This is a genomic window from Hyphomicrobium denitrificans 1NES1, from assembly GCF_000230975.2.
GTDB classification, from domain to species: Bacteria; Pseudomonadota; Alphaproteobacteria; order Rhizobiales; family Hyphomicrobiaceae; genus Hyphomicrobium_B; species Hyphomicrobium_B denitrificans_A.
Window position 1 is genome coordinate 1,984,452 of the sequence record NC_021172.1, and the last position, 19,255, is coordinate 2,003,706.

At 61.6% G+C, this 19,255-nt stretch carries 26 protein-coding genes; all 26 read right to left on the minus strand.

The features are described 5' to 3' along the window. Positions 1–117: 117 nt before the first annotated feature. Positions 118–669, minus strand: coding sequence for a 50S ribosomal protein L15 (gene rplO, locus HYPDE_RS09470; RefSeq protein ID WP_015598216.1), 552 nt, complete (start codon positions 667–669; stop codon positions 118–120). Positions 670–674: 5 nt separating this feature from the next. Beyond that, positions 675–866, minus strand: coding sequence for a 50S ribosomal protein L30 (gene rpmD, locus HYPDE_RS09475; RefSeq protein ID WP_015598217.1), 192 nt, complete (start codon positions 864–866; stop codon positions 675–677). A gap of 54 nt (positions 867–920) precedes the next feature. Then, the gene (gene rpsE, locus HYPDE_RS09480) at positions 921–1,502 is read right to left on the minus strand and encodes a 30S ribosomal protein S5 (RefSeq protein ID WP_015598218.1); all 582 of its coding nucleotides are present in this window, start codon (positions 1,500–1,502) and stop codon (positions 921–923) included. A gap of 21 nt (positions 1,503–1,523) precedes the next feature. Continuing rightward, a complete protein-coding gene (rplR, locus tag HYPDE_RS09485; protein WP_015598219.1) occupies positions 1,524–1,886 on the minus strand; it encodes a 50S ribosomal protein L18 in 363 nt (120 codons plus the stop codon). Between the two features lie 11 nt (positions 1,887–1,897). Then, on the minus strand, positions 1,898–2,440 hold the full coding sequence (gene rplF, locus HYPDE_RS09490; RefSeq protein ID WP_015598220.1) for a 50S ribosomal protein L6: 543 nt from the start codon (positions 2,438–2,440) through the stop codon (positions 1,898–1,900). A gap of 47 nt (positions 2,441–2,487) precedes the next feature. Further along, entirely contained in the window at positions 2,488–2,886 is a 399-nt protein-coding gene (gene rpsH / locus HYPDE_RS09495; protein ID WP_015598221.1) for a 30S ribosomal protein S8, read from the minus strand. Positions 2,887–2,898: 12 nt separating this feature from the next. Further along, entirely contained in the window at positions 2,899–3,204 is a 306-nt protein-coding gene (gene rpsN, locus HYPDE_RS09500; protein ID WP_015598222.1) for a 30S ribosomal protein S14, read from the minus strand. Positions 3,205–3,246: 42 nt separating this feature from the next. Next, positions 3,247–3,924, minus strand: a complete 678-nt coding sequence (gene rplE, locus HYPDE_RS09505; protein ID WP_015598223.1) for a 50S ribosomal protein L5 — start codon at positions 3,922–3,924, stop codon at positions 3,247–3,249. A gap of 3 nt (positions 3,925–3,927) precedes the next feature. Continuing rightward, positions 3,928–4,254, minus strand: coding sequence for a 50S ribosomal protein L24 (gene rplX / locus HYPDE_RS09510; protein ID WP_015598224.1), 327 nt, complete (start codon positions 4,252–4,254; stop codon positions 3,928–3,930). Then, positions 4,254–4,622: a 50S ribosomal protein L14 gene (gene rplN / locus HYPDE_RS09515; RefSeq protein WP_013215056.1), complete on the minus strand. Its 369-nt coding sequence runs from the start codon at positions 4,620–4,622 to the stop codon at positions 4,254–4,256. The genes rplX and rplN overlap by 1 nt, the downstream gene beginning before the upstream one ends. A 143-nt stretch (positions 4,623–4,765) precedes the next feature. Beyond that, positions 4,766–4,996: a 30S ribosomal protein S17 gene (rpsQ, locus tag HYPDE_RS09520; RefSeq protein ID WP_015598225.1), complete on the minus strand. Its 231-nt coding sequence runs from the start codon at positions 4,994–4,996 to the stop codon at positions 4,766–4,768. A gap of 14 nt (positions 4,997–5,010) precedes the next feature. Further along, the gene (rpmC, locus tag HYPDE_RS09525; RefSeq protein ID WP_015598226.1) at positions 5,011–5,217 is read right to left on the minus strand and encodes a 50S ribosomal protein L29; all 207 of its coding nucleotides are present in this window, start codon (positions 5,215–5,217) and stop codon (positions 5,011–5,013) included. A gap of 16 nt (positions 5,218–5,233) precedes the next feature. Next, entirely contained in the window at positions 5,234–5,644 is a 411-nt protein-coding gene (rplP, locus tag HYPDE_RS09530; RefSeq protein WP_013215053.1) for a 50S ribosomal protein L16, read from the minus strand. A gap of 21 nt (positions 5,645–5,665) precedes the next feature. Beyond that, positions 5,666–6,490, minus strand: coding sequence for a 30S ribosomal protein S3 (rpsC, locus tag HYPDE_RS09535; RefSeq protein WP_015598227.1), 825 nt, complete (start codon positions 6,488–6,490; stop codon positions 5,666–5,668). Between the two features lies 1 nt (position 6,491). After that, positions 6,492–6,941: a 50S ribosomal protein L22 gene (gene rplV / locus HYPDE_RS09540; protein WP_015598228.1), complete on the minus strand. Its 450-nt coding sequence runs from the start codon at positions 6,939–6,941 to the stop codon at positions 6,492–6,494. Next, positions 6,941–7,219 carry a 30S ribosomal protein S19 gene (gene rpsS, locus HYPDE_RS09545; protein ID WP_015598229.1) on the minus strand — a complete coding sequence of 93 codons (279 nt, stop codon included), beginning with the start codon at positions 7,217–7,219 and terminating at the stop codon, positions 6,941–6,943. The genes rplV and rpsS overlap by 1 nt, the downstream gene beginning before the upstream one ends. 24 nt (positions 7,220–7,243) lie before the next feature. Then, positions 7,244–8,068 (minus strand): 50S ribosomal protein L2, encoded by an 825-nt coding sequence (gene rplB / locus HYPDE_RS09550; protein WP_015598230.1) that lies wholly within the window; start codon positions 8,066–8,068, stop codon positions 7,244–7,246. Positions 8,069–8,081: 13 nt separating this feature from the next. Further along, positions 8,082–8,378: a 50S ribosomal protein L23 gene (locus HYPDE_RS09555; RefSeq protein WP_015598231.1), complete on the minus strand. Its 297-nt coding sequence runs from the start codon at positions 8,376–8,378 to the stop codon at positions 8,082–8,084. Continuing rightward, positions 8,375–8,992 carry a 50S ribosomal protein L4 gene (gene rplD, locus HYPDE_RS09560; protein ID WP_015598232.1) on the minus strand — a complete coding sequence of 206 codons (618 nt, stop codon included), beginning with the start codon at positions 8,990–8,992 and terminating at the stop codon, positions 8,375–8,377. The genes HYPDE_RS09555 and rplD overlap by 4 nt, the downstream gene beginning before the upstream one ends. Beyond that, entirely contained in the window at positions 8,992–9,693 is a 702-nt protein-coding gene (gene rplC / locus HYPDE_RS09565; RefSeq protein WP_015598233.1) for a 50S ribosomal protein L3, read from the minus strand. Before rplC ends, rplD begins: the two co-directional genes overlap by 1 nt. Positions 9,694–9,756: 63 nt before the next feature. Continuing rightward, on the minus strand, positions 9,757–10,065 hold the full coding sequence (gene rpsJ / locus HYPDE_RS09570; protein WP_013215045.1) for a 30S ribosomal protein S10: 309 nt from the start codon (positions 10,063–10,065) through the stop codon (positions 9,757–9,759). Between the two features lie 58 nt (positions 10,066–10,123). Beyond that, positions 10,124–11,332, minus strand: a complete 1,209-nt coding sequence (tuf, locus tag HYPDE_RS09575; protein WP_015598234.1) for an elongation factor Tu — start codon at positions 11,330–11,332, stop codon at positions 10,124–10,126. A 64-nt stretch (positions 11,333–11,396) separates the two neighbouring features. Continuing rightward, positions 11,397–13,487, minus strand: coding sequence for an elongation factor G (gene fusA / locus HYPDE_RS09580; RefSeq protein ID WP_015598235.1), 2,091 nt, complete (start codon positions 13,485–13,487; stop codon positions 11,397–11,399). Between the two features lie 29 nt (positions 13,488–13,516). Beyond that, complete coding sequence (gene rpsG / locus HYPDE_RS09585) at positions 13,517–13,987, minus strand: 30S ribosomal protein S7 (protein ID WP_015598236.1); 471 nt, start codon at positions 13,985–13,987, stop codon at positions 13,517–13,519. Between the two features lie 68 nt (positions 13,988–14,055). After that, the gene (gene rpsL / locus HYPDE_RS09590) at positions 14,056–14,427 is read right to left on the minus strand and encodes a 30S ribosomal protein S12 (RefSeq protein WP_015598237.1); all 372 of its coding nucleotides are present in this window, start codon (positions 14,425–14,427) and stop codon (positions 14,056–14,058) included. Positions 14,428–14,915: 488 nt separating this feature from the next. Continuing rightward, positions 14,916–19,136, minus strand: coding sequence for a DNA-directed RNA polymerase subunit beta' (rpoC, locus tag HYPDE_RS09595; protein WP_015598238.1), 4,221 nt, complete (start codon positions 19,134–19,136; stop codon positions 14,916–14,918). Positions 19,137–19,255 lie beyond the last annotated feature (119 nt).

Genomic DNA, 19,255 nt, shown 5'->3' on the forward strand with positions numbered 1-19,255 from the left:
CGTGGCGCCCCTAGAAGCAACACGTCGGCCTGGACCCAATCCGCGCTTTCATGCGCGAACTCGGTCCGGACACGAGACGCGCGGGGGGACGAAGCGCTGCCGTCTCCCGCGCTGCCGTTATTCCTCGGTCTTCGCGGCTGGCTTCTTGCCCGAAGCTGCTTTTTTGGCCGCCGATTTCTTGCGCTTCTCTTCGTCGGCCGCGATCACCTTGCGTTCGATGACGCTGATGCTGCCGCCTGCCTTTTCGACCGCGGCCTTGGCCTTTTGAGTTGCGTGATTGACAGTAATCGAGATCTTCGCCTTGATTTCGCCGTCGCCGAGCAGGCGCACACCGTCCTTGGGGCGGCGCACGATACCCGCTGCAATCAAAGCTGCCAGATCGAGCGGCTTCGAGCCGTCGAGACGCTTATCATCGATTGCCTGCTGCAGCGTGCCGACATTGATCTCGTTGAAATCCTGCGGACGCCACTTGTTGAAGCCGCGCTTCGGCAGACGGCGATGAAGCGGCATCTGACCGCCTTCGAAGCCGCCGATCGCGACGCCGGTGCGGGCCGTCTGGCCCTTGCCGCCGCGGCCACCCATCTTGCCGAGTCCCGAGCCGATACCGCGGCCGATGCGAACGCGCGTCTTCTTGGCGCCGGGGTTATCTTTGATGCCGTTGAGCCGCATAGTCGTTATTTCCCTTCTACGACCTGCACGAGATGCTGAACCTTTTTCAGCATGCCGCGCACGGCCGGCGTATCTTCGAGCGTCGATGTGCGGCCAAGCTTATTGAGTCCGAGACCAATCAGCGTCTCGGCCTGCCGCTCGGGGCGACGGTTCGGGCTGCGAACCTGCTCCAATGTGATCGTCTTCTTAGCCGCCATATCGTTACCTCAAGTCCATTTGTGAAGCGGCGCTTCGGCCACTCCGCATTTCTCTTAGGCGTCGGCGCCGGCGCCAGCGTCGGCAGCAGCCGAGCCGTCACGGCGACGCGACACGATGTCGGAAACCTTCTTGTTGCGGCGGGCCGCAACCGCGCGCGGGTTCTCCTGCGCCTTCAGTGCGTCGAAGGTCGCGCGGATGACGTTATAGGGGTTCGTCGAGCCCATCGACTTGGCGACCACGTCATGCACGCCAACCATCTCGAAGACGGCGCGCATGGCACCGCCCGCGATGATGCCGGTACCAGCAGGCGCTGCGCGGAGCACGACCTTGCCCGAGCCGTGGCGGCCGACGCTGTCGTGATGCAGCGTGCGGGCGTCGCGCAGCGGTACGCGGAGAAGGTTGCGTTTCGCGCCTTCCGTCGCTTTGCGGATGGCTTCAGGCACTTCGCGCGCCTTGCCATGGCCAAAACCGACGCGGCCCTTCAGATCGCCCACGACGACGAGCGCGGCGAAGCCGAACCGCTTGCCGCCCTTGACGACCTTGGCGACGCGATTGATGTGCACCAGCTTATCGGTGAACTCGCTGTCGCGTTCCTCGCGGTCTCTGCCACGGTCTCTCTGGGGTCCACGTGCCACGATGTGTGTCCTCTCGGGTCCTTAGAACTTCAATCCGCCTTCGCGGGCGGCATCGGCGAGCGCTTTCACGCGCCCATGAAAGAGAAAGCCGCCGCGATCGAATACGACCTCGCTGACGCCAGCCTTGATTGCGCGCTCGGCGACGAGCTTGCCGACGGCTGCAGCCGCAGCTTTGTCGGCGCCGGTCTTGACCGAGCCCTTGATGTCTTTTTCGAGCGTCGAGGCCGCGGCGAGTGTCACGCCCTTCGCGTCGTCGATCACCTGTGCATAGATGTTCGCCGACGAGCGGTGAACTGAAAGCCGGGGACGGCCGTTCGCGCTCTTCCTCAAAGAACGGCGAACGCGCGCCTGGCGGTTCTTGAATTTGTCGTTGGTGTTTGCCATCGCTGCCGTTCCTACTTCTTCTTGCCTTCCTTGCGGAAGATATATTCGCCCTTATAGCGCACGCCCTTGCCTTGATAGGGCTCAGGCTTCCGGGAAGCGCGGATCACGGATGCGATCTCGCCCACGGCCTGCTTGTCGATGCCGGATACCGACACAAGCTCCTGCTTGGCGCCGCCGACCTTGACTTCGACGCCTGCTGGGATCTTCAGCACGACGTCGTGGCTGTAGCCGACCGACAAGGTCAGCGTGTCCTTGCCCTTCATCGAAGCCTTGAAACCAACGCCGTGGATTTCAAGATCCTGATGATAACCCTCGGTGACACCCTTGATGAGGTTCGCGACCTGCGTGCGCGACATACCCCACTTCGAACGTGCGAGCTTGGTGTCCTCGAGGAGCGAAATGTCGATCCCCTCGTCCGTACGCTGCACCTTCAAGGCGTCAGGGACCGTGAAGGCGAGCTCGCCCTTCGGGCCTTTCATTTTCACCGTCTGGCCGCTGATCGTCGCCGTCACATTGGACGGGACGGGGACGGGCTTTTTACCGATGCGCGACATGACTTCTCAAAACCTTGTTTCGTTCGGCCGGCATGCCGGCCATAGCCTTAGAAGATGCTGCAGATGACTTCGCCGCCGACGTTCGCTTCGCGCGCCTTCGAGTCCGACATCACGCCCTTCGGCGTCGACAGAATCGCAACGCCCAAACCATTGGCGACCGTCGGGATATCTTTGACGGGCGAATAGACGCGGCGGCCCGGCTTCGAGATGCGCTCGATCTCGCGGATCGCAGGCTGGCCATTGTAATATTTCAGCTCGATCTCGAACTGGGGTATTTCACCCTTGAGCTCGACGCGGCTGTAACCACGGATGTAGCCCTCTTCGGCGAGCACGTCGAGGACGCGTGCACGAAGGCTTGAGGCAGGTGTCGCCACCTTCGGCCGGCGACGCATCTGCGCGTTCCGGATGCGTGTCAGCATATCGCCCAACGGATCATTCACGGACATCGTGCGTTCCTTTTACCAGCTCGACTTGACCATGCCCGGGATACGCCCCTGGCTCGCCAGCTCGCGGAGCTGGTTGCGGCACATCTTGAGCTTGCGGTAGTTGCCGCGCGGGCGGCCGGTGATCTCACAGCGATTGCGGACGCGGACTTTCGAACCGTTGCGCGGCATCTCCGCAAGCTTCAATCTTGCGGCGAAGCGTTCTTCCGGCGTCTTCGTCTTGTCCTTGGCAAGCTCTTTCAGGCGCTTGCGCTTCGGAGCCTGCGCCAGCGCCATTTTGCGCCGGCGGTTATTCTTTTCGATCGAACTGGTCTTTGCCATTTCTTCTCCTCCAAAGGCCTTTCGGCTTTTTGCCGAGGTCCTCTAGCTGCGGAACGGAAAGTTGAAGCCCTTGAGCAATTCGCGGGCTTCATCATCGGTGCGGGCCGTCGTGCATATGATCACGTCGAGACCCAAAACATTGTCGACCTTGTCGTAGTCGATCTCGGGGAACACGAGATGCTCCTTGAGGCCGGTTGCGTAGTTGCCGCGGCCGTCGAAGCTCTTCGGGTTCAAACCGCGGAAGTCCTTGACGCGCGGCAGCGCGATCGTGACGAAGCGATCAAGAAATTCATACATGCGGTCGCCGCGCAGCGTCACCTTCGCGCCGATCGCCATGCCTTCGCGCACCTTGTACGTTGCTATAGCCTTGCGAGCGCGCGTTACGACGGGCTTCTGACCGGCAATCAACCCGAGGTCGGTTGCTGCGTTGTCGACCTTCTTGCGGTCGTTCACCGCTTCACCGACGCCCATGTTGAGAACAATCTTCTCAATGCGCGGAATCTGCATGACGTTCGCGTAGCTGAATTTCTCTTTCAGCGCATCGCGCACAACCTTCTCGTAATGCGCTTTGAGGCGAGGCTTGTAATCCTTCGGACGCGGGGCCGCGGCAGCGCGCGGCTCGGAGGGTGCGGCCTTCGCAGCCTTCGCCTTCTTCGCGCCGCCCTGGGCAGCCGCGCCTTGCGGCTTTGCAGCTTTCGCTGGTTTGTCTTTCTCAGCCATGGCCTAGTTCTTCTCCGGGATCTGCTCGCCCGAGCGCTTTGCGATGCGGACCTTCTTGCCGTCGTTCAGGACCTTGAAGCCGACGCGCGTCGGCTTGCCGTCCTTCGGGTCCTCGACTGCAATATTCGACAGATCGATAGGACCTTCTTTCGAAATGATGCCGCCTTCCTGGCTCGCCGACTGGCGCTGATGACGACGCACCATGTTGACGCCGCGGACGAGCGCGCGGTGCTCCTTGGGGCGCACCTCGATGACCTCGCCGCGCTTGCCTTTGTCGCGGCCCGCCAGAACGATGACGTTATCGCCCTTCTTGATCTTAAACGCGGACATCAGAGGACCTCCGGAGCGAGCGAAACGATCTTCATGTGGTTCTTGGCGCGAAGCTCGCGCGTGACGGGTCCGAAGATGCGGGTGCCGACCGGCTCGCCGTTGGCGTTGATCAGCACGGCCGCGTTGCGGTCGAAGCGGATCAGCGACCCGTCGGCGCGACGAATACCTTTCGCGACGCGAACGATGACCGCCTTCATCACCTGGCCCTTCTTGACGCGGCCTTTCGGGATTGCCTCCTTCACGGAGACGACGATCGTGTCGCCGACGGTCGCGTATTTGCGTTTCGAGCCGCCCAGCACCTTGATGCACTGAACGCGGCGCGCGCCCGAGTTGTCGGCGACGTCGAGATTGCTCTCCATCTGGATCATCGCGTCGTTCCTTCTCTTTTGGCTTCGTCAGAAGCCCTATTCTCGTTTGCCTTCGGGCTCGCGGGGTCTTGGGAAATTTCCCAACGCTCCAACGGCGTCAAAAGCGCTCTCGTGTCGAACCGCGTGAGAGCGAGGCTTACGCCTCACTGCGTTATTGCGATCCAACGTTTGTTCTTGGAGATCGGCCGGGTCTCTTCAATCGAAACCTGGTCGCCAACCTTGAACGAATTCTTCTCATCGTGCGCGTGGTACTTCTTCGTACGACGCACCGTCTTCTTCAGCAGAGGATGCGTATAGCGGCGCTCAACCTGAACGACGATGGTCTTGTCGTTCTTGTCGGACACCACGACACCCTGCAACACGCGCTTCGGCATAATCTATGTCTCCCTCACGCGCCTTTTCTGACGCTGCCAGCGCGCTTGGCGCTCGCCTCGGTTTTGATGCGTGCGATATCGCGGCGAACAAGCCGGATGCGCGCCGTGTTCTCAAGCTGACCGGAAGCCCGCTGGAAGCGCAGGTTGAACTGCTCCTTCTTGAGCTTCGCCAGCTGGTCGTCGAGCTGATCGAGCGACATGCCTTTGAAATCGTCGGCCATGACTGTTCCTCAACTCCTATTCGAGACGCGTCACGACGCGCGTTTTGATCGGAAGCTTGGCGGCGCCAAGGATCAAAGCTTCCTTGGCAACCTGCTGGTTCAGGCCGCCGAGCTCGAAAATGATGCGGCCAGGCTTCACGCGAGCTACCCAAAGCTCGGGCGAACCTTTGCCGGAGCCCATGCGGACTTCGGCGGGCTTTTTCGACACCGGCACGTCGGGAAAGATGCGGAGCCACATACGGCCGGCACGCTTCGTGTGACGAGCGATGGCGCGGCGGGCGGCTTCGATCTGGCGCGCGGTCAAGCGCTCCGGCTCCATCGCCTTCAAGCCGACCTCGCCATAAGCGAGCGTCGTGCCCGACTTGGCGGCGCCGTGAATGCGACCCTTGAACTGTTTGCGGAACTTCGTCCGTTTCGGTTGCAGCATAATTTATGTGCCTCTCGGGTCTTATGCTTCCGGCGTCGATGAGCCGGCATCCGAGGCTGCGGGAGCGCCGCCGCCAGATCCGGAGCCGCGTCCGCCACGTCCGCCGCGGCCAGGGCGGCGATTGCCGCGGTCGGGGCGATCGCCATCGTCGCGACGCGGGCGCGGTGCGCCGCTTTCCTGCATCTCTGCGAGTTTCTTGTCGGCCGCCATCGGATCGTGCTCGATGATCTCGCCCTTGAAGACCCAGACCTTGATGCCGATGATGCCGTAGGCCGTGCGGGCAACGCCGTAGCCGAAGTCAATGTCGGCACGCAGCGTGTGCAGCGGCACGCGGCCTTCGCGGTACCATTCGGTACGGGCAATTTCGGCGCCGCCGAGACGTCCGGCGACGTTGATACGAATGCCGATGGCACCGAGACGGAGAGCCGACTGAACGGCGCGCTTCATGGCGCGACGGAAAGCGACGCGGCGCTCGAGCTGCTGGGCGATGCCTTCGGCGATCAGCGTTGCGTCGATCTCGGGCTTGCGGATCTCAAGGATGTTCAGGTGAACTTCCGAGCTCGTCAGCTTCGCGAGATCGGCGCGCAAGCGCTCGATCTTCTCGCCCTTCTTGCCGATGAGAATACCGGGGCGCGCAGTCTGAACCGTGACGCGGCACTTCTTGTGCGGGCGCTCGATGACGACTTTCGAAATGCCCGCCTCGCGCTGCTCCTTCATGATGTGGTTGCGGATAGCGCGATCTTCGTGCAGCAGCTTGCCGTATTCCCCGCGGGCCGCGAACCAGCGGCTGTCCCAGGTGCGGTTGATGCCAACGCGAAGGCCGACGGGATTGACTTTTTGACCCATATTACTTGGTCTCCTTGGACTTCGCCTGAGCCTTGCCGGCGGTCGGCTTCTTCGCGGCTTTCTTCTTCTCGGCCTTCTCCTCTTCGACCTGACGGACGACGACGGTCAGCTGCGAGAACGGCTTCATCACCGGCGCGCCGCGGCCACGGCCGCGGGCGTGAAAGCGCTTCATCACCAGGTTCTTGCCGACGTAAGCTTCGGCAACGACCAGATCGTTGACGTCGAGCGAGTGGTTGTTCTCGGCGTTCGCGACGGCGCTCATCACACACTTGCGGACATCGCCCGCAATGCGCTTCTCGCTGAACTCGAGTTCGGCAAGCGCCTGATCGACCTTCTTGCCGCGGATCAGACCGGCGACGAGGTTGAGCTTTTGCGGCGAGATGCGCAGCGACTTCGCAACCGCCTGGGCCTCGGTGTCGGCGAGGCGTCGCTGATGGCTAGGCTTGCCCATTATTTCCTCACCGCTTTCTTATCGCCGCCGTGCCCGTGGAAAATGCGGGTCGGTGCGAATTCCCCGAACTTGTGGCCGATCATGTCTTCCGTCACGACGACCGGAATGTGCTTCTGCCCGTTGTGCACGCCGAAGGTCAGGCCGACGAACTGAGGCAGGATGGTAGAGCGGCGGCTCCACATCTTGATCACCTCGTTGCGCCCCGACGCGCGCGACTTCTCCGCCTTCTTCAGGAGGTAGCCGTCGACGAACGGGCCTTTCCAGACTGAACGTGTCAAAGTCGAATCTCCTTCAGTTCGCCGCTACTTCTTCGCCGTCTGGCGCGAGCGTACGATGTATTTCGTCGTGGTCTTGTTCTTGCGCGTCTTGAAGCCCTTGGTCGGCTTGCCCCACGGCGTCGCCCAGTGCTTGCCGCCCTTGGTACGACCGCCGTTCGGGTGATCGACCGGGTTCATCGCAATCGAGCGAACTGTCGGACGACGGCCGAGCCAGCGTGTGCGGCCGGCCTTGCCGACCACGGTGTTCATATGATCGGGGTTCGACACCGCACCGACCGTCGCCATGCATTCGGCGCTGACCTTGCGTGTCTCGCCCGAGTTGAGGCGGAGAACGGCAAACCCCGAGTCGCGGCCGACAAGCTGAACGAACGAGCCCGCCGAGCGCGCTATCTGGCCACCCTTGCCCGGCTTCATCTCGACGTTGTGGACGATCGTGCCGATCGGCATTGAGGCCAGCGGCATCGCGTTGCCGGGCTTCACGTCGACCTTCGTTCCCGAGACGACGGTGTCACCGACACCGAGGCGCTGCGGCGCCAGGATGTAGGCCTGCGTGCCGTCCTGGTACTTGATCAGCGCGATGAATGCGGTCCGGTTCGGATCATATTCAAGACGCTCGACGGTCGCCGGCGCATCGTACTTGCGGCGACGGAAGTCGATCCTGCGATAGGCACGCTTGGCGCCGCCGCCGATGTGGCGTGACGTGATGCGGCCGTCGCTGTTGCGGCCGCCCGTCTTCGTCAAACCTTCGACGAGCACTTTGACGGGCTTGCCCTTCCACAGCGTCGACTTGTCGACCTGAATGAGGTGGCGGCGTCCGGGCGACGTCGGGTTGTATGTCTTAAGCGCCATGATGCGTTATCCCTTAGAGCCCTGTCGTCACGTCGATCGAATGTCCGCTCTCGAGCGTCACGACGGCCCTCTTCGTATCGCTCAACACGGCCTTGACGCCGCGGAACGCTTTCAGCTTGCCTTTGCGAACGATCGTGTTGACAGCCTTGACCTTGACTTTGAACAGGGCTTCGACCGCGTTCTTGATCTCAGTCTTCGTCGCATCAGGCTTGACCTTGAAGATCACCTGGTTGGCTTCGGAGGCCAGCGTTGCCTTTTCGGTGATGACCGGCGCAACGATGACGTCGTAAGCGGAGCGTTTCGTCGTCATTTGAACCGCGCCTCCAGCGCTGCGACGGCGGCACGGGTCAGAACCAGCTTCTTACGACGCAGAATGTCGTAGACGTTGATGCCCTGAACCGGAAGCACGTCGATATTCGGAATATTACGGGCTGCGCGTGCGAAGGTCGGCTCGAGTTCCGCGCCGTCGATAATCAGCGCATTGTCGAGCGATAGCTTTGCAAACTGCGCCTTCAGCGCGCCGGTCTTGCCTTCCGACGTCGCCTTGTCGATGACGACGATCTCACCGGCTTTCGCTTTCGAAGAGAGTGCGTGGCGCAGCGCCAGGGCGCGAACCTTCTTCGGCAGCTCGATCGCATGCGAACGTGGCTTCGGGCCGAAGGCCTTGCCGCCGCCGCGGAACTGCGGTGCCGACTTGTCGCCGTGACGGGCGCCGCCGGTACCCTTCTGCTTCGTCATCTTCTTGCCTGTGACCGCGACTTCAGAGCGATCCTGGGCGTGATGCGTGCCGGCCATACGCTTCAGCGTCTGATAGCGCACCATGCGGTGAATGAGATCGTTCCTGACCTCAAGACCGAAGATCTCGTCGGCGAGATCGATGTCGCCCGCCTTGCTGGCGTCGAGGTTCGTGACTTCAGCTTTCATCACGCGCCTTCCTTCTTCGCTTCGCCGCGAGCTGTGAACGCACCCGGCTTCGGCAGGTCGGCCGGAGCCGCTTTCTTCACCGCATCGCGGACGATGACCCAGCCGCCCTTCGAGCCCGGAACCGCTCCGCGCACCATGACAAGGCCACGAGCCTTGTCGATCTTGGCGACGACGAGGTTCTGCGTCGTGACACGCTCGTCGCCCAAGTGGCCGGCCATCTTCTTGCCCTTGAACACCTTGCCGGGGTCCTGGCGCTGACCGGTCGAACCGTGCGCGCGGTGCGTGACCGAAACGCCGTGCGTGGCGCGAAGGCCGCCGAAGTTCCAGCGCTTCATGGCGCCCTGGAAACCCTTACCCTGCGTCGTACCCGTGACGTCGACGAACTGGCCTGGAACAAAATGATCGGCCGTGATTTCGGCGCCGACTTCGATCAGGTTCTCAGGACTGACACGAAACTCTGCGATCTTGCGCTTCGGCTCGACTTCGGCCTTCGCGAACGTGCCGCGATCCGCCTTCGTCAACCGCGAGGGCTTCCGCGTACCGCCGCCGACCTGAATGGCGGTGTAGCCGTTCTTTTCCACCGTGCGATGGGAGAGAACCTGCAGGTTCTCCAATCTCAGCACGGTCACGGGGACATGCTCGCCGGCATCTGTAAAGATGCGGGTCATACCCACCTTCTGTGCAATCACCCCGGAACGCATGTGCATTCCTTCCTATCGTTGGGGCCATTCGCGTTACCGCCAGAGGGCCCTTAAAACCTTGGTTTAAAGTTTGATCTCGACGTCCACGCCGGCGGCAAGATCAAGCTTCATCAATGCATCAACCGTCTGCGGTGTCGGATCGACGATGTCGAGAAGCCGTTTGTGCGTCCGCATTTCGAACTGCTCGCGACTCTTCTTATCGATGTGCGGCGAACGGTTGACCGTAAAACGTTCGATGCGGGTCGGTAGCGGAATCGGACCACGAACCTCAGCACCGGTGCGTTTAGCCGTATTCACGATCTCACGGGTCGATGCATCGAGAATACGATGATCGAACGCCTTGAGCCGGATGCGGATGTTTTGGCCGTGCATTGCTTTGCTCCACTCTCCCCCTCCCCGCCGCGGTTACGGCGAGGAGAAGGAAAACCCCCTACTCGATAATTTTCGTGACGACGCCGGCGCCGACGGTGCGGCCGCCTTCGCGAATTGCGAAGCGCACCTTCTCTTCCATGGCGATCGGCGAGACGAGCTCGACGGTGACCGAGACGTTGTCGCCCGGCATAACCATTTCCGTGCCTTCGGCGAGCTTGACGGTGCCCGTCACGTCGGTCGTGCGGAAATAGAACTGCGGACGATAGTTCGTGAAGAACGGCGTGTGACGGCCACCCTCTTCCTTGTTCAGGATGTAGGCCTCAGCCGTGAACTTCTTGTGCGGCTTGACGGTGCCCGGCTTGCAGAGAACCTGACCACGCTCGACCGAATCCTTGTCGATGCCGCGCAGCAGGCAGCCGACGTTGTCACCAGCCTCGCCCGAGTCGAGCAGCTTGCGGAACATTTCGACGCCCGTGACGACCGACTTCTGCGTGTCGCGGATGCCGACGATCTCGACTTCCTCGCCGACCTTGATCGTGCCGCGCTCGATACGGCCGGTGACGACGGTACCACGGCCCGAGATCGAGAAGACGTCTTCGATCGGCATCAGGAACGGCTGATCCTTCGGACGCTCGGGGATCGGGATGAAGCTGTCCATCGCCTCGTAGAGTTTGATGATCGCTTCGTCGGCGAGCGGACCCTTCTCACCGTTGAGCGCCTTGACGGCGGCGCCGCGGATGACAGGCGTGTCGTCGCCCGGGAAGTTGTACTTCGAGAGAAGCTCGCGCACTTCCATTTCGACGAGATCGAGAAGTTCCTGGTCTTCGACGATGTCGCATTTGTTCAGGAAGACGACGATCTTCGGCACGCCGACCTGGCGGGCGAGAAGAATGTGCTCGCGCGTCTGCGGCATCGGGCCGTCGACAGCGGAGACGACGAGAATGGCGCCGTCCATCTGCGCAGCGCCCGTGATCATGTTCTTCACGTAGTCGGCGTGGCCGGGGCAGTCGACGTGGGCATAGTGACGATTCGGCGTCGCGTACTCGACGTGCGAGGTGGCGATCGTCAGAATCTTCGTCGGGTCGCGGCGGCCCTGAGATTCGGAAGCCTTGGCAACTTCGTCGTAGTTGATTGCCTGCGAGGTCCAGCCGCGGTCAGCCGAAACCTTGGTCAATGCCGCCGTCAGCGTCGTCTTGCCATGGTCGACGTGTCCGATCGTACCGACGTTGCAGTGCGGCTTGCTCCGCTCGAATTTTGCTTTGGCCATCGTTGGCTCTCCTCAGTCTTCCTTACTCGGCCCCGGCTTTCACCGGAGATCTCTCCAAACTTCCTCAGGCGTACTTCGCTTTGACTTCGTCGGCGACGTTACGCGGAACGTCCGCGTAATGTGCAAACTGCATCGTGTACTGCGCACGACCGGTCGACATCGAGCGCAGCGTGTTGATGTAACCGAACATGTTCGCCAGCGGGACATACGCACGGATCACCGTCGCGTTGCCGCGCATCTCCTGCGTGCGGATCTGGCCGCGCCGCGAGTTGATGTCGCCGATGATGCCGCCGACGAACTCGCCCGGCGACACGACCTCGACGTCCATGACGGGCTCAAGGATCTTGACGCCCGCCTTTTCGCAACCTTCCTTCATGGCCGCACGCGTCGCGATTTCGAAGGCGATCGCGGACGAGTCCACCTCGTGGAAGGCGCCGTCGAACAGATTGACTTTCATGTCGACCATCGGGAAGCCGATCAGGATACCATTGTCCCAGACGGACTTGACGCCCTTTTCGACGCCCGGGATGTATTCCTTCGGGATCGAACCGCCGACGATCGAGGTCGAGAACTCATTGCCTTTGCCGACTTCATTCGGCTCGAGCTTCAGCTTGACGCGCGCGAACTGACCCGTACCGCCCGTCTGCTTCTTGTGCGTGTAGTCGATCTCGGTCGGACGCGCGAGCGTTTCGCGGTAAGCAACCTGCGGCGCGCCCGTCATTGCTTCAACGCCGTACGTACGCTTCAGAATATCGACCTTGATGTCGAGATGGAGCTCGCCCATGCCCTTGAGGATCGTCTCGCCGGACTCGGGATGAACCGACACGCGGAACGAGGGGTCTTCGAGCGACAGCGTATTGAGCGCGATCGCCATTTTTTCCTGATCAGCCTTCGTCTTCGGCTCGATCTTCATCTCGATGACGGGTTCGGGGAACTCCATCTTTTCAAGAATGACAGGCTTCGCCGGATCGCAAAGCGTCTCGCCGGTGCGTGTATCTTTCAAACCCTGCAGAGCGACGATGTCGCCGGCAAAGGCTTCCTTGATTTCCTCGCGGTCGGCGGCGTGCATCAAATACATGCGGCCGGCGCGCTCTTTCTTGTCGCGCGAGGTATTCGCCAGCGCCATACCCTGCTCGAGTTTGCCCGAATAGATGCGGCAGAACGTGATCGAGCCGACATGCTCGAAGCTCATGATCTTGAACGCGATCATCGACAGCGGCTCACTGTCGGACGGCTTCCGCAGCAGCTCATCGCCCGTCTTCGGATCGATGCCCTTATAGGCTTCGCGATCGACCGGCGCAGGCAGAAAATCGACGACGGCATCGAGCAGCGGCTGCACACCCTTGTTCTTGAAGGCGGAGCCGCAGAACATCGGATAGAAGGCGCCTTTGACAGTCGCCTTGCGGATCAGCTTGCGCAGCGTGTCGGCGTCGGGTTCCTTACCTTCAAGGAACGCCTCGAGCGCCGTGTCGTCCATCTCGACCGCGGCCTCGATCATCGCGGCGCGGAATTCATTGGCTTTATCGACGAGGTCGGCGGGGATCTCGCCCTCGACCATCTTGGCGTCCTTGCCGTCGCCATCCCAGATGTAGGATTTCATCTTGATGAGATCGACGACGCCTTGGAAATTCGATTCCGCGCCAATCGGAATCTGCAACGGCACCGGTCGCGCGCCGAGCTTCGTCTTGATGTCTTCGACGCACATGTAGAAGTCAGCGCCGGTCTTATCCATCTTGTTGGCGAAGATGATGCGTGGAACGTTGTATTTGTCGCCCTGACGCCAGACGGTTTCCGTCTGCGGCTCGACGCCCTGGTTCGAGTCGAGGACGCAGACCGCGCCGTCGAGCACGCGCAGCGACCGCTCGACTTCGATCGTGAAGTCGACGTGACCTGGGGTGTCGATGATGTTCAGGCGGCGCTTCTTGCCATCGCGGCCGGTCCAGAAACAGGTCGTCGCGGCCGACGTGATCGTGATGCCGCGCTCGGCTTCCTGATCCATAAAGTCCATCGTGGCGGCGCCGTCATGGACTTCGCCGATCTTATAGGACTTGCCGGTGTAATAGAGGATCCGCTCGGTCGTCGTGGTTTTTCCAGCATCGATGTGAGCCATGATGCCGAAGTTGCGGTAATCCTCGATCGGGTACTGTCGGGCCATTGGGTGCCTCGAAAATCCTAAGGTCTGTCCTACCAGCGGTAGTGCGAGAAGGCGCGATTGGCTTCCGCCATCTTGTGCGTATCTTCCCGCTTCTTGACTGCAGTGCCGCGATTGTTCGCGGCGTCGAGCAATTCGCCCGAAAGTTTGTCGATCAGCGTCGACTCGTTGCGCGAACGGGCGGCGGCGATCAGCCAGCGGATCGCAAGAGCCTGACGGCGCTCGTTACGCACTTCGACCGGCACCTGGTACGTGGCGCCACCGACGCGACGAGAACGAACCTCGACCGCCGGCATGACGTTTTCGAGCGCCTGCCTGAACAGATCGAGCGGGTTCGCCTTGCCCTTCTGCTCCATCTTTTCGAACGCGCCATAAACCATGCGCTCCGCAACCGACTTCTTACCGTCCTCCATCACCGCGTTCATGAACTTGGTGACGACGAGGTCGTTGAACTTCGGATCCGGGATCACTTCCCGCTTTTGCGCCGCGTGACGACGAGACATTCTGACTGGCCCTTCGCTTCAATTCTGTGTGTGATGGGCCAGACGATCCGGCCCGAAACATCGGCCGCTTACTTCGGCCGCTTCGCACCGTATTTCGAACGCCGCTGACGGCGCGCCGCAACGCCCTGCGTGTCGAGCACGCCGCGGACGATGTGATAGCGAACGCCCGGTAAGTCCTTCACGCGGCCGCCGCGGATGAGCACGACGGAGTGTTCCTGAAGGTTGTGACCCTCGCCCGGGATATAGCCGATGACTTCATAGCCGTTCGTCAACCGGATCTTGGCGACCTTGCGGAGTGCCGAGTTCGGCTTCTTCGGCGTCGTCGTGTAAACGCGCGTGCAGACGCCCCGCTTCTGCGGGCAGGCTTCCATGTGGCGCGATTTCTCGCGATAGACCGGCTTTACGCGCGGCTTACGGATCAACTGTTGTATCGTCGGCATTCGCCCAATCCTGACCTCATGACCCATCTCCAAATGGAAATGCGCCAAGCAAACCTGCCAGGTGCGTAAAGACCGCCCCTAGCATGAAAAAACCAGAGGATCGTGCCGCCTCTTCAGGTGGCAGATCATGGCCCGTCGATATGCTCTGCTTTATAAACGGGAGCGTTTAGGCCCAAAATGGCGCTGAAAGCGCCCGACAGCCTACCACCTTCCGTGAGAGTGCGCGGAGCTATATATGCACCGGCAATATTGGTCAACAGGGCCATCAGTGCCGGACGAAATTATTTTCGCCTGTTCACGCCGAAATAAGCAAATCAAACCTGCGACCGGTTGTCTGCCTGAAGATTTTACAGCCGGCAGAGCAACGTAAATTTGAGCACGCCAGGGCACGGTCGATACCTTCCAATCCGATCCACCAAAAGCGAAACGGCCGTCTCCGGAGGAGACGGCCGTTCGAACATTTCCATGATGGCGGAAGCTTGCGGCGGTTATTCCGCGGCTTCCTCCTGCGGGCGACGACGACGGCGCGCCGCCGGGCCTGTCGCTCCATCCGGCGACGGCAGATTTGCCGACTTCGCCTTTTCCTTCGCAATCAGCTCGTCGCGCTGCGTCGCAACTTTGCGAAGCTGGCGCAGCATGCCGCCCGTACCGGCCGGGATCAGGCGCCCAACGATGACGTTCTCTTTCAAGCCCTCGAGGGTGTCAGACTTGCCGTTGACGGCGGCGTCGGTCAGAACGCGCGTCGTCTCCTGGAAGGACGCCGCCGAGATAAACGAGCGCGTCTGCAGCGAGGCCTTCGTGATGCCGAGCAACACGGGCGTTGCCGTCGCGGCCCGCTTACCCGCCTTCTGAGCCGCGGCGTTGACTTCATCGAACTCGATGCGGTCAAGCTGCTCGCCCTTGATCAGTTCCGTCTCGCCGGCATCCGTGATCTCGACCTTCTGCAGCATCTGGCGAACGATGACCTCGATGTGCTTGTCGTTGATCGTCACGCCCTGCAGCCGATAGACGTCCTGGATCTCGTTGATCAGATAGTTCGCGAGTTCCTCGACGCCCTTGATGGCCAGGATGTCGTGCGGCGCCGGGTTGCCGTCGTAGACGAAATCGCCACGCTCGACGCGGTCACCGTGCTGGACGGCCAAGCTCTTGCCGCGCGGGATCAAGTATTCGACGGGCTCTTGCGTCTCGTCGTCAGGCTTGATCGTGATGCGCTGCTTGTTCTTGTAGTCTTTGCCGAACTCGATGGTGCCCGAGATGTCCGCCAGGATCGCGTGATCCTTGGGACGGCGAGCCTCGAAGAGTTCCGCAACACGCGGCAGACCGCCCGTGATGTCGCCCGATTTCGCCGACGCCGTCGGAATACGCGCGAGCACGTCGCCCGCCTTCACGTCGGTACCGCGATCGACCGAAAGTACGGCGTCGACCGACAGCAGGTAGCGCGCATCGCCGCCACGCGCGACCTTGATCGGCTTGCCCTTCGAGTCCTTGATCACGATCGCCGGCTTCAGCTCGGCGCCACGCGGAGACGCGCGCCAATCGACGATGACGCGGTTCGATGTGCCCTTCATCTCGTCGGTCTGCTCGCGGACGGACGCGCCTTCGATCAAGTCCTCGAAGTCGACCGTGCCGTTTGCCTCCGACAGGATCGGACGGGTGTAGGGATCCCACTGCGCGATCTTGGTGCCGCGCTTCACGGTATCGCCCTCGTCGACGAAGACGCGCGCGCCGTACGTGATCTTGTGCGTCGCGAGCTCCTTGCCGGACTGATCGACGATGATGACCGACATGATGCGGCTCGTCGCGACGTTCTGGCCCTTCGAATCCTTCGCGATGGCGCGGTTCTTGAGCTTAACCGTGCCGTTGAAGTTGGACTCGATGAACGACGAGTCGACGAGGTTCGCCGTGCCGCCGATGTGGAACGTACGCATCGTGAGCTGCGTGCCCGGCTCACCGATCGACTGCGCGGCGATGACGCCGACAGCTTCACCGATGTTGACCGGCGTACCGCGCGCAAGATCGCGGCCGTAGCACTTGGCGCAGACACCGCTGATCGTCTCGCAGGTCAGAACCGAGCGGATACGAACTTCCTGGATTTCCGCCTTGGCGATCGCTTCGGCGTGACGCTCCTCGATCAGCTCGCCATTGGCAACGAGGACCTCGCCCGTAACGGGATGCTTGATGTCCTCAGCAGCCGTACGGCCAAGCACGCGCGCCGCGAGCGACACGATCACCTGACCGGCGTCGACGACGGCCTGCACGTTGATGCCGGCATCGGTTCCGCAATCGACTTCCGAGATGATGGCGTCCTGGGCGACGTCGACGAGACGACGCGTCAAGTAGCCGGAGTTCGCCGTCTTCAAGGCGGTATCGGCCAGACCCTTGCGGGCGCCGTGCGTCGAGTTGAAGTACTCGAGAACGGAAAGCCCTTCCTTGAAGTTCGAGATGATCGGCGTCTCGATGATCTCGCCCGAAGGCTTGGTCATCAGGCCGCGCATACCGGCAAGCTGCTTCATCTGCGCCGGCGAACCGCGCGCACCCGAATGGCTCATCATATAGACCGAGTTGATCGGCCGGTCGCGGCCGGTCGTTGGATCCTTCTGAACCGCCGAAATGCGATCCATCATCTCCTTCGCGATCTGGTCCGTGCAACGTGACCAGGCGTCGACGACCTTGTTGTATTTCTCAAGCTGGGTGATCAGGCCGTCCTGATACTGCTGCTCGAAATCGCGCACTTCGACGTTCGTCTTCTCGACGATCTTCTCCTTGGTGTCCGGGATCAGCATGTCGTCCTTGCCGAACGAGATGCCCGCCTTGAACGCATGATGGAAGCCGAGCGCCATGATGCGGTCGCAGAAGATCACCGTCTCCTTCTGACCGCAGTTGCGGTAAACGGCGTCGATCATGCCGGAGATGTTCTTCTTCGTCAGAAGCTGGTTGACGAGCGCGAACTTGACGCCCGGCATCTTCGGAAGATTCTCGGCGAGCAGGAGGCGGCCCGGCGTCGTCTCGTGAATCTCGACGACCTCTTCGCCGGCCTCGTCCTTCGTGATGAAGCGGCCCTTGACCTTGGCGTGGAGCGACACGGCCTTGGCTTCGAGCGCGTGCTGCACCTCGTTGATCGAGCCGAACATCATGCCTTCGCCCGGCTCGCCGTCGCGCATCATCGACAGATAATAAAGACCCAGGACGATGTCCTGCGACGGCACGATGATCGGCTGACCGTTCGCAGGATGCAGGATGTTGTTCGTCGACATCATCAGGACGCGCGCTTCGAGCTGCGCTTCGAGCGACAGCGGAACGTGCACGGCCATCTGGTCGCCGTCGAAGTCGGCATTGAAGGCCGCGCAGACCAGCGGGTGAAGCTGGATCGCCTTGCCTTCGATCAGTTGCGGCTCGAACGCCTGGATACCGAGCCGGTGCAGCGTCGGCGCACGGTTCAGCATCACCGGATGCTCGCGGATGACCTCATCGAGGACGTCCCAGACTTCCGGCTTCTCCTTTTCGACGAGCTTTTTCGCCTGCTTCACGGTTGCCGCCTGGCCGAGCGTCTGCAGCCGCGCATAGATGAACGGCTTGAACAACTCGAGCGCCATCTTCTTCGGCAAGCCGCACTGATGCAGCTTCAGTTCCGGACCGACGACGATGACCGAGCGGCCCGAATAGTCGACACGCTTGCCGAGCAGGTTCTGGCGAAAGCGGCCCTGCTTGCCCTTGAGCATGTCGGCCAGCGACTTCAGCGGACGCTTGTTGGCGCCAGTGATGACGCGGCCGCGGCGGCCGTTGTCGAAGAGCGCGTCAACAGCTTCCTGCAGCATCCGCTTTTCGTTGCGGATGATGATGTCCGGCGCTCTGAGTTCCATCAGCCGCTTCAGACGATTGTTGCGGTTGATGACGCGGCGATAAAGATCGTTGAGGTCGGACGTTGCGAAGCGGCCGCCGTCGAGCGGCACGAGCGGGCGCAATTCCGGTGGAATGACCGGAACCTGCGTCAGGATCATCCACTCGGGGCGGTTGCCCGATTCCATGAAGGCTTCGATGACTTTCAGGCGCTTGCCGAGCTTCTTCGGTTTCAGCTCCGTCGTCGCTTCTGCGATTTCCTGGCGAAGATCGGCTGCGATCTTCGGAAGGTCCATCGCAGACAGAAGCTCGCGGATCGCTTCCGCACCGATGCCGGCCGTGAACGTATCGGCGCCGTACTCGTCGATGGCCTGGTTGTACTGCTCTTCCGTCAGGAGTTGCTTTTCCTGGAACGGCGTCGTGCCCGGCTCGATGACGACATAGTTCTCGAAATAGAGAACGCGCTCAAGATCCTTCAGCGCCATATCCATAAGCAAGCCGATGCGCGACGGCAGCGACTTCAGGAACCAGATGTGCGCGACCGGAGCTGCAAGCTCGATGTGGCCCATGCGCTCGCGGCGCACCTTTGCAAGCGTTACCTCGACGCCGCACTTTTCGCAGATCAGACCCTTGTACTTCATGCGCTTGTACTTGCCGCACAAACACTCGTAGTCCTTGATCGGTCCGAAGATGCGCGCGCAGAAGAGACCGTCGCGCTCGGGCTTGAACGTGCGGTAGTTGATCGTCTCGGGCTTCTTGATCTCACCGTAGGACCAGGAAAGGATGTCCTCGGGCGAGGCGATCGAGATGCGGATCTGATCGAAGGTCGGGACCGGAGCCTGCGATTTAAAGATGTTGGTAATTTCGTTCATCGGCTGTCTCCTCAAGGAACCGGTGGGGTCGCCGGTCCCGTGGAATTTTCAGGCCCTCGCCCCGTGCTTACGGGAGAGGGTTTGGGTGAGGGGCGGCAACTTCGTCGCGTGAGGCTGCC